Here is a 15607-nt window from a genome sequence, read left to right on the forward strand (position 1 = left end):
CTGTATAGAGCAGATTTCAATGGAAATCAGATCCTGAAAATCATGCCCAAAATAGGCAAAAGCGCATGTTTTTGAACGAATACAGGCAATGTGCCCCAAGGCAATCACCCTGTCCTTGATGAAAATCAAGAGACCTCAAGGCAAGTGCTGCGACAATTTGATCCATCTCATCTTCAACCACGAGGTCAATGACCAGCGCGACTCTCCACTCCGTGTCTGTCTGCGCCGTTGCAAAAAGCCCATGAATCTTCAGACCATCAAAGCATCCTGCTCCAACTGCAATCTGCGTGAACTGTGCATGCCCATGGGCCTGGACGATGAACAAATGGAGCGCATTGACGAGATTGTGGCCACGCGCCGCAAGGTCAAGCGCGGCGGTCTGCTGTTTCGCAATGGCGAAGAGTTCACCTCGCTGTATGCCATACGAACCGGCTTCTTCAAGACCAGCGTGGCCACCGAAGACGGACGCGATCAGGTCACAGGCTTTCAGATGGCTGGCGAAATCATTGGTCTGGACGGCATCGTCAACGACCACCACACTTGTGATGCCGTGGCCCTGGAAGACGCCGAGGTTTGCGTCATGCCGTTTGACAAACTGGAGCAGCTCTCGCGCGAGGTCACTGCCCTGCAGAACCATGTGCACAAGGTCATGAGCCGCGAAATCGTGCGCGAGCATGGCGTGATGCTGCTGCTGGGCAGCATGCGTGCCGAAGAGCGCCTGGCGGCCTTTGTGTTGAACCTGGTCCAGCGCCTGTCGGCACGCGGCTTTTCCAAGTCGGAACTGGTGCTGCGCATGACGCGCGAAGAAATCGGCAGTTACCTGGGCCTCAAGCTCGAGACCGTGAGCCGCACTTTCTCCAAATTTGCAGAGGAAGGCATTGTGGAAGTCAAGCAGCGCCACCTGCGCATCCTGGATACCGAGGCGCTCAAACGCATCGTCAACAGCCAGCAATGCCAGAACTGAACCGAGTCGACAGACACTCTCAAGACAAAGCCCGCGGACAGCGGGCTTTTTTGTCTGTGCGAATTAATCGGGCAGAGGCTCGGAAACGATGCCGCCATTGAGATCGCTGACGGAGCGCCCCAGCATCACCGTCATCGCACCTCCGATCAGGGTCACGACCCAGAAGGCAAAAAAAGCGACCGTATAGATGGCCTGGCGCGACCAGTCCAGGGGGGAGCCCAGCCAGTGCACATCCAGCGGGTCCACAAAGGCGAAAACCACCATCTCCATGATTGCCGCCGCCAGAAAGGCCGGCCAAACAATCCACATCCAGCGTCGAGCATCCATCCTGATTCTCCTTGGGCTGTGGGCTTGGTCATATTTTGCACAACAGTGGTGACCGTTCATGCAGGACTGCGGGCATGCACCGTGGCGGGAAACCCTGAACCACTCTCTTTTCAGTAGCATCCTGCGCCATCTGGATATCAAAAAACCATTTGCTTCTACATCAACGTTAGGCAGAGCATGCGCAACACGCTCTGATTTTGATATCGGCAACAAAAAAGGCCGCAAAAGCGACCTTGGCGGAGCAAGCGCCGGAGCGCTCAGCGATCCAGCGGATGGTCCTTGGCTGGCGTGGCCGCATGATTGCGGCCGGTGACTGCTGGGGCCAGGCTTTTTTCACTTTCGCTCAGGCGCTGGTTGATTTCCATGCCATGGCGGTAGTAGTCAGGGTCAATCACGGGATCAGGCCTGCTCAGTGCGATGTATGCGGTGACAAAGCCGGCAATCACCACGATCACCGGGCCGGCGATGATGAGCCAGACATGGGCAAACTTCCACCAGGGCTTGCCGTCCTCGGGGTGGATGATCTTGGCCGTTTGCGAGACCTTGGCTTGTGCTGCCGACATGATGAAACCTCTTTCCAAAATTCTGACCACCCAGACACACACGGCAGGGTGGCATAAATTGTTGCCGATTGGCGGTGCCCTTGTCCGGCCTCCGTGATGGCTCACGAAGACCGTCAAGACCTGGCATTAACGCGGCACCAGGAACACCGTCTTCTCGGAAATACGCCCTGCTCCGGCAGTCACTGCATCCACATTGAAGTGTACGGGGTGCGAGCCGGGAGTTGCTGAGCCATACGGAATCTGCAGCCGCACCGCAATGCCGCGCGTCTCTGCAGGGCCAACGCTCACTTCCTGCTCGGATGCGACTTCCAGATTCTCCAGGCCCACGGCGCTGATACGGTAGCGCTGCTCGGACTCGGTGGCGTTCATGATCTGCAGACGGTAGACGTTCTCCAGCTTGCCGCCCGCCACGATGCGCGAAAGCGCAGCACGGTCGCGAATCACATCGACCTTGAGCGGCTCGCGCAGCACCAGACTGGCGATCATGGCAGCGCTGAGGGCCACCAGCACGGCCGAGTAGATCAGCACACGCGGGCGGAAAATGCGGCGAATCACCTGCACCTGCTTCCAGGCCTTGGCCACGGCATTCTGAGTGGTCAACCGGATCAGGCCACGCGGATACTCCATCTTGTCCATCACGGAGTTGCAGGCATCGACGCACAGACCGCAGCCGATGCATTCGTACTGCAACCCTTTGCGGATATCGATGCCCACGGGGCAGACCTGAACGCAAAGCTTGCAATCTATGCAGTCCCCCAGGCCCTGTGCCTTGTAGTCGACGTCTTTCTTGCGCGGGCCGCGAGCTTCACCACGTTCGGCGTCGTAGCTGACGATCATGGTGTCCTTGTCAAACATGGCACTCTGAAAGCGTGCATAGGGACACATGTACTTGCAGACCTGCTCGCGCATATAGCCGGCGTTGCCGTAGGTGGCGAAACCGTAGAACGCCACCCAGAAAATCTGCCAGCTGCCCTGGAAGGCCATCAACTCCACACCCAACTCACGGATGGGCACGAAGTAGCCGACAAAGGTGAAACCTGTCCAAAGAGACAGAGCGATCCAGAGAAACTGCTTGAGCGACTTTTTCCAGATCTTCTCCAAAGTCCAGCCGCTCTTGTCGATACGCATGCGGGCACTGCGATCGCCTTCGACCTTGCTTTCGATCCACATGAAGATCTCGGTGTAGACCGTCTGCGGACAGGAGAAGCCACACCACAGACGCCCGGCTACGGCGGTAAACAGGAACAGCCCCAGTGCGCTGATGATCAGCAGCCCCGTCAGATAGATGAAGTCCTGCGGGTACAGCACCAGTCCGAACAGATAGAAGCGCCGGGCCCCCAGATCGAACAGCACCATCTGGCGCTCGCCCCACTGCAGCCAGGGCAGGCCGTAGAAGACGATCTGGGTCAGAAACACCATGGCCCAGCGCCAACGTGAGAACACGCCGCTAATAGAGCGTGAGTACACTTTTTGCTCGGAAGCGAACATAGGCACCAACTCAGGCCCACCCTCATGAGGCTCAGGCGTGATCGGTATGACTTTTCGGGGCTTCCCCTGATCGCACGGCATCGCAGTTCCTTAATATTTTTGTAATTACTGAAAATTGAAACGCGAAAAAGGCGGTGCCAGGGCACCGCCTTTTAAAAACGCATTACTTCTGGTTTTGCGTATTCGAAAGACTCCAGACATAGGAAGCCAGCACGGCAATTTGCGCCTCCGTCAACTTCTCTTTCTGGGCAGGCATCTCATTGTGCTTGCCGTTGTTGACGATGTTGACGATTGCCGCCTCACCCCAGCCATGCAGCCAGATGTCATCGGTCAGGTTAGGAGCTCCCAGCGCGGGGTTGCCCTTGCCGTCCATGCCGTGACAAGCCGCACAGGCCACGAATTTGGACTTGCCCTGCGAAGCCTTGACGGCATCGTGAGGGCTGCCCGACAGGCTCAGCACATAGTGCGCCACGTTGCGCACATCCTCCGCCGAGCCCACGGCTGCCGCCATGGGCGGCATCATGCCGATACGGCCGTTGGTGATGGTCTCCCTGATCTTCTCGGGAGATCCGCCATGCAACCAGTCGCCGTCCGCCAGATTCGGGAAGGACTTGCTGCCGCGAGCGTCAGAGCCGTGGCATTGCGCACAGTTGTTCATGAACAGACGCTCGCCAATGGCCATGGCCTGAGGGTCCTTGGCCATTTCTTCGGTGGGCATGCTGGTGAACTTGGCATACAGAGGCTCCAGGTCCGCCTTGGCCTTGGCCATTTCCTTGTCGTAGGCGCCGGTCTGACTCCAGTCCAGCTTGCCGCCGAAGCCGCCCAGACCTGGGTAGACCACAAGATAGCCCAGGCTGAAAACCACGGTGATCACGAACAGACCCATCCACCACTTGGGCATGGGGTTGTTAAGTTCACGCAGGTCTTCGTCCCAGACATGGCCTGTGGTGTTGTCGCCCGAGGGAACGACCTTCTTGCGGGCCACCAGAATCAGCAGCAGCAAGCAGCCAAAGATGCCGATCAGCGTAATCGCCGCGACATACACCGACCAGAAATTGTTAATGAAATCGCTCATGGGATGTTCTCGTTGTGGTGATCAGACTCAGTCTTCCAGGAATGGAACCTGAGCTGCCTCGTCAAAACGGGCCTGGTTGCGGCGGGCATACGCCCACCACCAGATGCCCACGAAACACGCCAGCGATGCCAGCGTGGCCACGATACGCATGGTGGTGATATCCATTTCCAGCCCTTTCTCTCTTACTTGACGGCGCGACCAAGGACCTGCAGATAGGCAATCACTGCCTCCATCTCTGTCTTGTCCTTGACCTCGGCCTGAGCACCGGCGATTTCCGCATCGGTGTACGGCACGCCCACCTTGCGCAGCGCGCTCATGCGCGTTGCCACGGCCGTGTCATCCACCTTGTTGGCTTCCAGCCAGGGGTAAGCAGGCATGTTGGACTCGGGCACCACGTCACGCGGGTTGTTCAGGTGGATGCGATGCCATTCGTCGCTGTACTTGCCGCCCACGCGATGCAGGTCGGGGCCAGTACGTTTGGAGCCCCACTGGAAGGGGTGGTCGTAGACGAACTCGCCAGCCACCGAGTAGTGGCCGTAGCGCATGGTCTCGGCGCGGAAGGGACGGATCATCTGCGAGTGGCAGTTGTAGCAACCCTCGCGCAGATAGACGTCACGCCCCATCAGCTGCAACGGCGTGTAGGGCTTGAGACCCGCCACGGCTTCGGTCGTGGACTTCTGGAAGAACAGCGGCACGATTTCCACCAGGCCGCCAATGGTCAGCACGAACAGCGTCAGCGCGATCAGCAAAAAGTTGCTGGTCTCGATCTTCTCGTGCGAAAAGCTCTTGGGAGCTGCGTTATTTTGATCAGACATTGCTTTTGCTCCTCAATGCTCAGGCGTGAGCCACCACGGCAGGCACTGCCACCTTGACGGAACGGCCGGCCATTGCGGTCTTCCAGGTGTTCCATGCCATCACCAGCATGCCGCCCAGATACAGCAGACCGCCAGTCACGCGAATCACATAGAAGGGATAGGTCGCCTTCACGCTTTCCACGAAGGTGTAGGTCAGCGTGCCGTCGGGGTTGACAGCGCGCCACATCAGGCCCTGCATCACACCGGCAATCCACATTGCTGCGATGTACAGCACGATGCCGATGGTCGCCATCCAGAAGTGCAGCTCGATCGCGGGCACGGAGTGCATCTTCTCGCGGCCGAACAGACGGGGGATCAGGTAGTACAGAGAGCCCATGGTGATCAGACCCACCCAGCCCAGAGCGCCGGAGTGCACGTGGCCCACGGTCCAATCGGTGTAGTGGCTCAGCGCGTTCACGGTCTTGATGGCCATCATCGGGCCTTCGAAGGTGGACATGCCGTAGAACGACAGGGACACGATCAGGAAACGCAGGATGGGATCGTCGCGCAGCTTGTGCCAGGCACCCGACAGCGTCATGATGCCGTTGATCATGCCGCCCCAGCTGGGAGCCAGCAGGATCAGCGAAAACACCATGCCCACGGACTGGGTCCAGTCAGGCAAAGCGGTGTAGTGCAGGTGGTGAGGACCCGCCCACATGTACGTGAAGATCAGCGCCCAGAAGTGCACGATCGACAGGCGATACGAATACACGGGACGGCCCGCCTGCTTGGGGATGAAGTAATACATCATGCCCAGGAAGCCGGCGGTCAGGAAGAAGCCCACGGCATTGTGCCCGTACCACCACTGAACCATCGCGTCCTGCACGCCGGCGTATGCCGAGTAGCTCTTCATCCAGCCGGCGGGGATGGAAATATTGTTGACGATGTGCAGCAGGGCCACGGCCAGAATGAAAGCACCGAAGAACCAGTTGGCCACATAGATGTGCTTGACCTTGCGGATACCGATAGTGCCGAAGAACACGATGGCATAGGACACCCAGGTCACGGCAATCAGCAAGTCCAGAGGCCATTCCAGCTCGGCGTATTCCTTGCCCTGGGTGTAACCCAGAGGCAGGCTGATGGCTGCGCCGACGATAACCAGTTGCCAGGCCCAGAAAGTCAGGCTAGCCAACTTGGGCATGAACAGCTTGGTCTGGCAGGTGCGTTGCACCACGTAGTAGCTGGTCGCGAACAGCGCCGAGCCACCAAAAGCGAAGATCACGGCATTGGTATGCAGCGGACGCAGACGTCCGTAGCTCAGCCATGGAATGCCGAAGTTGAGTTCCGGCCAGGCCAGCTGGGACGCGATAAACACGCCCACCGCCATACCTACCACCCCCCATACCACGGCCATGATAGAGAACTGTCTTACGACGGTGTCGTCGTAATAGACAGCATTGTTATTTGTTGCTTCCATCGGGCACCTCTTAGATATCTTGCAAAGTGTTCATTGGTTTCTGGTCGGACTCGTTGAGCCACATCAATCGTCGCGAAGAATGCGCTCGCCTTCTTGTTCCACGCTCTCGAACTGGCCCCGGTACACGGCCCACCACAGGGCAGCCACAATGGCCATGACCAAAACAACCGACAGCGGAATCAATACATACAAAATGTCCATCAATGGCCTCCTTGAGTCAGTGGCATGACGGTGCCCCGCGGCGCAAGGTGCGCGGCGGGGGCGGACGCGTTGCTATCGGCTGCCTGCAGCGGCAACGCACGTGCAAGACGGGCTGCGTTGGCGACGACCAGCAAGGAGCTCAGCGCCATGCCGAGCCCTGCCAGCCAGGCAGGCATCCAGCCCACGAGGGCCAGAGGAATAGAGATCGCGTTATAGGCTGCTGCCCAGCCCAGGTTCTGGCGCACCACGGACAGGGTCCGTCGGGCCAGCAACAGGCTTTGCAACACTAACTCCAGGCTGTCTCCCAGTACCACGAAGTCTGCTCGCGATTGTGCCAGCGGCACTGCTTTACCAAAAGCAAAAGAGACATGCGCTCCGGCTAAAACTGGGCCGTCATTCAGGCCGTCGCCCACCATGGCAACCTTATGCCCTGCAGCCTGTGCCGCCTGCATGGCGGCCAGCTTGTCCTGCGGTTTGCAGTCGCCCTGCGCCTGCTCTATGCCCAGCTTGGCGGCCACGGTTTGCACCGCTGCAGAGCGGTCACCCGAGAGCAGTTGCACCGTCACGCCTTGCTGCCTGAGGTCGGCAATGACCTGGGCCGCTTCGGGGCGCACGTCCTCGCTCAGATGGAACTGCGCCAGGGGCAGCCAGCCATCTTGCGATTCCTCGGCCAACACCACGCTCTGCCCTGGCTCATGCGGTGCCAACTCGGGTACGCCGCAATGCGCGGCCGAGCCCAGACGAAGATGGCGGCGCAAGGCGGTATTGCTGCGCGCCTGCACCCAGACATCGAGGCCGCTGCCAGCGATTTCCTGGACGGAATCCAGCAGCCATGCGCTGGCAGGCAATTCGGCCACCTCGGCCGCCTGCGCCAGTGCCTTGGAAGCAGGATGCATGGACTGGCGCGCCAGCAAGGCGGCCAGCGCCAGCAGCTCATCAGTATTTTGACCTTCAGCAGGTGTCAGCGCGCGCAGCACCAGGCCGTCGCGCGTCAGCGTTCCGGTCTTGTCGAACACCAGCGTATCCACGGCGGCCAGCGCCTCCAGCCCCTGCAGATTGCGCACCAGCACGCCGCTGCGAGCCAAGGTGCCGGCCGCCGTCAGCATGGCCACGGGCGTGGCCAGCGAAAGCGCACAGGGACAGGTGACGATGAGCACGGCCACGGCCACCATCATGGCCTTGCCCGGGTCGGCGGGCCACCACCAGATGGCGGCGGCCAGCGCCGCCAGCAGCACCACGACGAGAAAAGGCCGGGCCACCTTGTCGGCCAACTGGGCCAGGGTTGGCTTTTGCAGCGAAGCGCTTTCCATCAGATTCACGATCTGCGCAAAGCGGGTGCCCTCACCCACGCTGTCCACTCTCACCTCGACAACACTGTCCAGGTTGTAGCTGCCGGCGGTGACTGCATCGCCTTGTGCGCGCAAAACAGGCGTGGACTCGCCAGTCAGAAGCGCCTCATCGGCATGGGTGGTGCCGCGCAGAATCCGGCCGTCTGCGGGGAAAGCCTCGCCTGTGAGCACACGCACCACATCACCCACACGCAGACGGCGCGTGGCCACACGCACGAACTCTCCCGAGTCGGACTGCTGACGCAGCACCGAATCCGGCAGCCGGTTCATCACTGCTTCCAATGCACCGGCCGTGCGGTCGCGCAGGCGCAGCTCCAACCAGCGCCCTGTGAGCAGGAAGAAGACAAACATGGTCAGCGAGTCGAAGAAGACTTCCTGACCGAAAGGACCGGAGGGATCAAAAGTGCCCAGCGTGCTGATGACAAAGGTGATCAACATGCCCAGGGCCACGGGCAGGTCCATGCTCACGCGGCGCTGGGTGATGTCCTTGAGCGCGCTCTTGAAGAACGGGCCGCAACAAAACAGCACCACGGGCAGAGAAATCACCCAGGATGCCCAGCGCAGCAAGGTCTCCATCTCCAGCGACAGGTCGCCGGGCCGCGCCGTGTAGGCTGGCCATGCATACATCATCACCTGCATCATGCACAGGCCGGCCACCAGCCAGCGCCACAGGGCACGGCGCGTCTCGGCCTGGCGCAGCTCGCGCGCAAACGCGTCGCGCGCGGGCAAGGCGCGATAGCCGGCACGCGACACGGCCTCCATCCATTGCGATGGAAGCACCTGGGCAGGACGCCACTCGACACGGGCTCGGCGCGTTGCGGCACTGACTTCGGCTGCCTGCACTCCGGGGACAGCCCGAAGCGCCTCCTCGATGGTCAGCGCACATGCAGCACAGTGCATGCCCTCCAGAACCACAAAGGAATCCCACACCGGGGAATCGGTTGCATTCTCGGAGATTGGGGCCTTGGAGCTCTGGCCGGCGGGGCGACCAAACGAGCTCCATTCTTGCGGATCGTCCAGCAGATGACTGTGCATCTGGGACAAGTTCAGGAAACCGGTGTCAGCAACAGCATGCTCTGCCGCGGAAGGCTGGACAGTAGTGTGTTGGGACATGTTTCAAGCGTAACGACGCCAGATGATACCCACCTTGACATTAATCAACCGTTAACTGCCCAATCGACATATGCTTGTATTTACAACGCATGCAACCTAAGGAGAAAGCTATGTACAACCGCATTTTGATTGCTACCGACGGCACCGAACTCTCAGACAAGGCTGTGCATGCAGGCCTGGATCTGGCCGCTTTGTGCGGCGCCAGCGTGATTGCGCTCAAGGTTGTCTCGCACTATCCGCGCAGCTATCTGGAAGGCAGCGACTTGCTGGACATCAAGGAAGCCAAGCGCATTGAGGAGCAATGGACCAATCAGGCCCAGACCCTGCTGAACGGCGTCAAAGCCTTTGGCCATGAGCGCAAGGTCAATGTCACCACCGAAATCGCCCACTCAGACCTGGTGGCCGAGTCGATTGTGGAGATGGCCAAAAAGCATGACTGCGACCTGATCGTCATGGCTTCGCACGGTCGCAAGGGTCTGCAGCGCCTGCTGCTGGGCAGCGAAACCCAGCATGTGCTGACGCACTCGCCGGTGCCGGTGCTGGTGCTGCGCTGATCGGATCCCCCTGAGCCGCTTAGCGGCTTCCCTTGAGGGGACGGCATCTGTACTGGGGGACGCGCCGGGCGCCCCTCGCCGGGCACCCCTGGCCGGGCGCCCCTTGCTGGACTTGCCTCTGATATCCAGTGACAGGCCGCTCAGGGGCCGCCGTTTGCCACTCACAAATTAAAAGCAGCTTGCGTACAAGCTGCTTTATTTTCGGATCGATTCAATGCTGAATCCGTCTTGCAAGCTGCGCAATCAGCTCACTTTTCAGGAGTCAAGTCAAAAGACAAGCGCCTGAAACGCAGCCAATACTGCAGCCAAAAACCAACGCCTGGCGTCCGCTTCGACCGGCTTCAGGAGAACTCTTGCTGATACTGGTCGCGCAGCAGCTTCTTCTGGACCTTGCCCATGGTGTTGCGCGGCAGGCTGTCCACCACATAGCAGCGCTTGGGCACCTTGAAATTGGCCAGCCTGGCTTTGAGCGACTCCAGAATCTTCAGCCCATCGAGCTGCGCGCCCTTGCGCGGCACGATGACGGCAACGCCGACCTCGCCAAAGTCCGGGTGAGGCACGCCCACCAGGGCGCTTTCGTCCACGCCGGGAAGATCGTTGATGAAGCCCTCCACCTCGGCCGGATAGACGTTGTAGCCGCCCGAGATGATCAAGTCCTTGCTGCGCCCCACAATGCTGAAATAGCCGCGCTCGTCCTGCATGCCCACATCGCCGGTCTTGAACCAGCCGTCGGCCGTGAACTCCTCTGCCGTCTTCTCGGGCATGCGCCAGTAGCCCTTGAAGACGTTGGGGCCCTGCACCTCGATATTGCCGATCTCGCCTGCGGGCAGGGCTTTGCCGTCATCGCCATGAATGCGCACGCCCACGCCAGGCAGGGGAAAGCCCACGGTTGCGCCGCGGCGCTCGGCCTCGTTGCCGTAGCGCGCATCGGCCTGATAAGGGTTGGAGGTCAGCATGATGGTCTCGCTCATGCCATAGCGCTCCAGGATGGTGTGACCGGTACGCGTCTTCCAGGCGCGGAAGGTCTCGATCAGCATGGGAGCCGATCCCGAGATGAACAGACGCATGTGCGCGGCCATGTCGCGGTCCAGCCTGGCATCGGCCAGCATGCGCACATAAAGGGTTGGTACCCCCATGAAGACGGTCGCATCCTTGAAGCGCGCCATGACGGCCTCGGGCTCGAAGCGGGCAAACCAGATCATGGGACTGCCGTTGAGCAGCGCCCCGTGAATGGCGACAAACAGGCCATGCACATGGAAGATGGGCAGCGCGTGAATCAGCACATCGCCTTCCTGCCAGCCCCAGTACACCTTGAGCATGGCCGCATTGCTCAGCAGATTGCCGTGGCTGAGCATGGCGCCCTTGCTGCGCCCCGTGGTGCCGCTGGTGTAGAGAATCGCCGCCAGATCGTCGGCGCGACGTGGCACGACCTGATGCTCGTCGCTGTGGTGGGCCGCACGCTCCAGCAAGCTGCCCGTGCGATCGGTTCCCAGGGTGTAGACATGGCCCACGCCGTGGTTGAAGGCAATCTTGGACACCCAGCCAAAACAGCCGGGGGCGCACACCACCACGGCCGGCTCGGCATTGGTGATGAAGTACTCCATCTCGGCGCTCTGGTAGGCGGTGTTCAGCGGCAGGAACACATGGCCGCTGCGCAGCGTGGCCAGGTAGAGCATCATGGCTTCGACCGACTTTTCCACCTGCACCGCAATGCGGCTGCCTTCGGGCAGATCCAGCGAGGCCAGCAGATTGGCCATGCGTGCACTGCCCTGCTCCAGATCGGCCCAGGTGTAGTAGAGGCTGGAGCCATCGGGCTCGATGGCCTCCACGGCGATTTTCGTCAGATCCGCAGGAAACGCAGCGCGCAGCGCGCTGAAAAGATTGGCTTGAGGCATGTCGGTCATCGTGATGCTGTCGAACTCGGAAACGGTGAAAGCAAAAGGTCCACGGCCATCATAGGCCCTGCCCTGGCCTGGCCGGTGGCGCCAGGCACTGAAAAAATCACTTCTTCAAAATGGGGCGCCGGCAAAGGGCGCCCCGCAAGGCAGCCAGCGGGCTCAGGAGTCAATCTTCACATTCGCCGCCTTGACCACATGGGCCCAGCGCTGGATCTCGCTTTGCACCATGGCGGCAAACTGCGGCTGGCTCAGCTGGCCGTAATCGGCGCCGTTCTTGGCCCAGGCAGCCTTGATGTCCTCGGCGGCTCCGATCTTGCGCACCTCGTCCAGCATCTGCTGCTGCACGGCGGCAGGCGTGCCCTTGGGCGCCCATAGTCCATACCAGGTGGTGACGGTGAAATCCGGCAGGCCGCACTCGGCCGCGCTGGGCACATCGGGGAAGGCGGGATTGCGCTTGGCGCCCGCCACCATCAAGGCCTTGATGCGGCCGCCCTTGATATGCTGGGCCGATGAGCCCAGGCCATCGAACAGCATGTCCACATTGCCGGCGATCAGGTCCTGCAGCGCAGGGCCCGCACCCTTGTAGGGAATATGGGTGATCTGGGTCTTGGTCTGCAGCTTGAACAACTCGCCCGCCAGATGGTGCGAGGAACCCGGCCCTGCCGAGGCATAGTTGTACTTGCCGGGGTTGGCACGCAGATCCTGTACAAGAGCCTGCAAGCTGGCATGCGTCACCTTCTTGGGATTGACCACCACGACTTGCGGCACGCTGGCCAGCAGCGCCAGCGGGATGAAGTCGCGCTCCAGATCGTATTCGAGCTTGGGGTAGACCGATGGCGCAATCACATGGTGGGTGCCGCCCATGAAGAAGTTGTAGCCGTCGGGTGCGGCCTTGGCCGCAATGCTGGCGCCCAGCGTGCCGCCCGCGCCACCGCGGTTGTCTATCACCAGGGCCTTGCCCGAGGTCTTGGCGAACTGGGCAGAAAAAGGCCTGGCAAAGGTGTCGGTGCCGCCGCCGGCAGGAAAAGGCACGATCAGATTGACAGGCCTGCTCGGCCACTCCGATGCCTGGGCCATGCCCGTCCAGCCCGATGCCCCAACCGCCAGCAGAGCCCCCGTCGCCCCCAGCAGCGTGCGCCGCTGCAAACCCACGCTCTTTTCCCAAGAATCCTGCATCTATATCTCCTCTGCGCGCCTGGTCAGCAGGCATCGCTGCAGCCAGGCTTGTGGTTGGAAGACGCAGCAGCAAAAGCCGGCTCAGGCCGGGCGCAGCGCGAGTCGCGATGCACTCAACCCTTGCACAGCGATTCGATCTCCGAGGAAACGGGAATCTTGCTCTGCGCCAACAGGCTTCGGTGCTTGTCCAGGCGCTTGAGGTCATACAGATAGTTGACCATCAGCCCCATGGATTGCTTGAGCCCCTTGGACGACAGGTCTGCCGCCCAGTTCAGGCGCTCCACGCGCGCACCGTTGCCAAGGTGAAAGCGTGCCACGGCATCCAGCGGACGCCCCTTGGCAGTTTCCCGACCCAGATAGCGCGCGGCGCAAAACATGGCGGCCTGACGCACCACCGATTTCTCCGGCAGCGAGCCCGGATCGTCCAGCGCGGCCAGCAATTGCGCGGCACTCACTCCGCCGGCGACTTTTTCCAGGGCTGCCTTTTGCTTGTCGTCGAGCTCCGCCAGCGCCGCATCGCCGTTCTTGCTCAGCCAGCTGCGCAGTCCCGGAATCGGCGACAGCGTGGCGAACTGCTTGAGCTTGGGAAACTCCTGGGTGAGCGTCTCCACCACATGCTTGATGAGCGAATCGCCGAAGCTCACGCCCTTGAGTCCGGTCTGGGTGTTGCTGATGGAATAGAAGATGGCGGTGTTGGCCTTGGCCAGATCGGCAGCCGCCGCGGCCTCGTCCAGCAACGGAGCCATGCTGCCTGCCATCTTGTCCAGCAGCGCCACCTCCACAAAGATCAGCGGCACATTGGGCATGCGCGGGTGAAAGAACCCATAGCAGCGGCGGTCGCTGTCGAGGCGATTCTTCAGATCGGCCCAGCTGCGGATGTCGTGCACAGCCTCGTACTTGATCAGCTTTTCGAGCAGCGATGCGGGCGAATCCCAGTTCAGGCTTCTGAGCTCCAGCAAGGCCACATCGAACCAGCTGGAAAACAGATGCTCCAGCTCGGCGTCCAGCGCCACATAGTGCTGCTCCGCCTTGGGCAAGGCCAGCAACTCGGCGCGCATGTCGACCAGAAAGCCCATGCCGCCCTTGGGCTGGGCAAAACGCTGCAGCAGCCGCGTGCGCGACGAAACCAGGGCACGGCGCAGGCTCATCTCGGCCTCGCTGCGCTCCACATCGCTGCCCGCCTTGTCGTAGCGCTCGCGGGCCGCCTGCAGGGCCTTGGCATCGGGGCCGAACTTTTCGATCGCCAGCAGCCAGAAGTCCTTGCGTGCGGCCAGATCGGCCTTGGCATACCAATCCATCAGCAGCTGCGCGTGACGGCCGCCCTCCACGTCGCTGAGCGCGGTATCCGCCACCTGCTGCATGTCCAGCAGCAAGCGGCGCAGCTCGCGCGGCGACAGCGCCTCCTCCCCACGACGCAAGGTGGCCTCCAGACGTTGCGCCAGCGGACGATGCTGGGCGTCGCCCTTCTCGCCCTCGGCACCGCGCACCCACAGCTTGGTTTGCTCAATCCACTCAGCTGCCCACCCCATATGCATCTCCTTGCTCCAGCACCATCATGCTCTCATTGAAGAAGCAGATACCGCAATTGCAGTAACGCTTTCAGCCATTATGTGCAGTTTTTCAGCCTCGTACACCACACCATGAAAAACGCAGACCGAAGTCTGCGTTTTTCAGGATTCGGCCTTCAGGCCGTAGTCCGCTGAACTGCGTAGGCCTGGCGCTTGCCGCACCACACCCACATAAGCACACCGGCCACGATCATGGGAATGCACAGCCACTGCCCCATGCTCATGCCCAGCGAGAGAATGCCCAGAAAGTCGTCGGGCTCGCGGAAGTACTCTGCGATGAAGCGGAAGGCCCCATAGCCGATCAGAAAAACCGCCGCGACCTGGCCGGGCTTGCGCTCCTTGCGCGCGTAAAGCCACAGGATGATGAACAGCAGCAGCCCTTCCATCAGGAACTGATAGATCTGCGAGGGATGACGCGGCAGCATGGAGCCGCTTTGCGGGAACACCATGGCCCAGGGCAAATCCGCACTCGCAAAACGCCCCCAGAGCTCGCCGTTGATGAAGTTGCCGATGCGGCCCGCAGCCAGCCCTGTGGGCACGCAGGGCGCCACAAAATCTGCGACTTCCAGCCAGTTGCGCTTGCGCGAGCGCGCAAACCAGATCATGGAGCCGATGACGCCCAGCAGGCCTCCGTGAAAGCTCATGCCACCCTGCCAGACGGCAAGAATCTCCAGCGGATGCGAGAGGTAGTAACCGGGCTTGTAGAACAGACAGTAGCCGATGCGCCCGCCCACGACCACGCCCAGCACGCCGAGAAAGAGAATGTCCTCCACATCCTTGCGCGCCCAGGCACGCTCGCCCGTCATGTATTTGAATGGAGGGTGGTGCAGTCGGCGCGTGCCCAGAAACAGGAACAGACCAAAGGCCACCAGATAGGTAATGCCATACCAGTGCACGGCCAGCGGGCCAATCTGCACGGCTACAGGATCAATGTGCGGATACATCAGCATGTCAGGCATTGTGCCGCAGGCCGATGACGTTTCTGCAAAACTGCATGCTCCGAGAACGTTGCAGAGCCTCATTCACCGGCTCAAAGCCCCCTGATGCGAAAAACCTCGAC

At 61.0% G+C, this 15607-nt stretch carries 15 protein-coding genes; 2 read left to right on the forward strand and 13 right to left on the reverse strand.

Annotation, left to right across the window (positions count from 1 at the left end):
• Nucleotides 1–241 precede the first annotated feature (241 nt).
• Nucleotides 242–964, forward strand: a complete 723-nt coding sequence (fnr, locus tag FSY45_RS02165) for a fumarate/nitrate reduction transcriptional regulator Fnr (protein ID WP_034351808.1) — start codon at nt 242–244, stop codon at nt 962–964.
• 63 nt (nt 965–1027) lie between these two features.
• Here the strand turns inward: fnr and FSY45_RS02170 are convergent, their stop codons facing one another.
• From FSY45_RS02170 to FSY45_RS02210, 9 genes are all read right to left on the reverse strand, one after another.
• Nucleotides 1028–1291 carry a hypothetical protein gene (locus FSY45_RS02170; protein WP_003063120.1) on the reverse strand — a complete coding sequence of 88 codons (264 nt, stop codon included), beginning with the start codon at nt 1289–1291 and terminating at the stop codon, nt 1028–1030.
• Nucleotides 1292–1548: 257 nt separating this feature from the next.
• On the reverse strand, nt 1549–1854 hold the full coding sequence (locus FSY45_RS02175) for a FixH family protein (RefSeq protein WP_003063123.1): 306 nt from the start codon (nt 1852–1854) through the stop codon (nt 1549–1551).
• Between the two features lie 126 nt (nt 1855–1980).
• Complete coding sequence (gene ccoG, locus FSY45_RS02180) at nt 1981–3423, reverse strand: cytochrome c oxidase accessory protein CcoG (RefSeq protein ID WP_046461910.1); 1443 nt, start codon at nt 3421–3423, stop codon at nt 1981–1983.
• Between the two features lie 82 nt (nt 3424–3505).
• Nucleotides 3506–4417: a cytochrome-c oxidase, cbb3-type subunit III gene (gene ccoP, locus FSY45_RS02185; protein WP_003063126.1), complete on the reverse strand. Its 912-nt coding sequence runs from the start codon at nt 4415–4417 to the stop codon at nt 3506–3508.
• 27 nt (nt 4418–4444) lie between these two features.
• Nucleotides 4445–4582, reverse strand: a complete 138-nt coding sequence (locus tag FSY45_RS02190) for a CcoQ/FixQ family Cbb3-type cytochrome c oxidase assembly chaperone (RefSeq protein ID WP_003063128.1) — start codon at nt 4580–4582, stop codon at nt 4445–4447.
• A gap of 17 nt (nt 4583–4599) precedes the next feature.
• Nucleotides 4600–5232 (reverse strand): cytochrome-c oxidase, cbb3-type subunit II, encoded by a 633-nt coding sequence (ccoO, locus tag FSY45_RS02195; RefSeq protein ID WP_003063130.1) that lies wholly within the window; start codon nt 5230–5232, stop codon nt 4600–4602.
• A 19-nt stretch (nt 5233–5251) separates the two neighbouring features.
• Nucleotides 5252–6688 carry a cytochrome-c oxidase, cbb3-type subunit I gene (ccoN, locus tag FSY45_RS02200; RefSeq protein ID WP_034351806.1) on the reverse strand — a complete coding sequence of 479 codons (1437 nt, stop codon included), beginning with the start codon at nt 6686–6688 and terminating at the stop codon, nt 5252–5254.
• Between the two features lie 63 nt (nt 6689–6751).
• Nucleotides 6752–6889, reverse strand: a complete 138-nt coding sequence (ccoS, locus tag FSY45_RS02205) for a cbb3-type cytochrome oxidase assembly protein CcoS (RefSeq protein WP_003056328.1) — start codon at nt 6887–6889, stop codon at nt 6752–6754.
• Nucleotides 6889–9273, reverse strand: coding sequence for a cation-translocating P-type ATPase (locus FSY45_RS02210; protein WP_057094639.1), 2385 nt, complete (start codon nt 9271–9273; stop codon nt 6889–6891). Before FSY45_RS02210 ends, ccoS begins: the two co-directional genes overlap by 1 nt.
• A gap of 188 nt (nt 9274–9461) precedes the next feature.
• On the opposite strand from FSY45_RS02210, the gene FSY45_RS02215 reads away from it, so the two are divergent.
• Nucleotides 9462–9905 carry a universal stress protein gene (locus FSY45_RS02215; protein ID WP_003063135.1) on the forward strand — a complete coding sequence of 148 codons (444 nt, stop codon included), beginning with the start codon at nt 9462–9464 and terminating at the stop codon, nt 9903–9905.
• A gap of 341 nt (nt 9906–10246) precedes the next feature.
• On the opposite strand, the gene FSY45_RS02220 is transcribed toward FSY45_RS02215, so the two are convergent.
• From FSY45_RS02220 to lgt, 4 genes are all read right to left on the reverse strand, one after another.
• Complete coding sequence (locus FSY45_RS02220; protein ID WP_034361621.1) at nt 10247–11800, reverse strand: malonyl-CoA synthase; 1554 nt, start codon at nt 11798–11800, stop codon at nt 10247–10249.
• 162 nt (nt 11801–11962) lie between these two features.
• A complete protein-coding gene (locus FSY45_RS02225) occupies nt 11963–12979 on the reverse strand; it encodes a tripartite tricarboxylate transporter substrate binding protein (protein WP_148747897.1) in 1017 nt (338 codons plus the stop codon).
• Between the two features lie 113 nt (nt 12980–13092).
• Nucleotides 13093–14508: a malonyl-CoA decarboxylase gene (locus FSY45_RS02230; protein WP_134737291.1), complete on the reverse strand. Its 1416-nt coding sequence runs from the start codon at nt 14506–14508 to the stop codon at nt 13093–13095.
• Between the two features lie 155 nt (nt 14509–14663).
• Nucleotides 14664–15506, reverse strand: a complete 843-nt coding sequence (gene lgt, locus FSY45_RS02235) for a prolipoprotein diacylglyceryl transferase (protein ID WP_003080469.1) — start codon at nt 15504–15506, stop codon at nt 14664–14666.
• Nucleotides 15507–15607: the final 101 nt, after the last annotated feature.

It is taken from the genome of Comamonas sp. Z1 (assembly GCF_008121555.1).
Lineage (GTDB): Bacteria > Pseudomonadota > Gammaproteobacteria > Burkholderiales > Burkholderiaceae_C > Comamonas > Comamonas thiooxydans.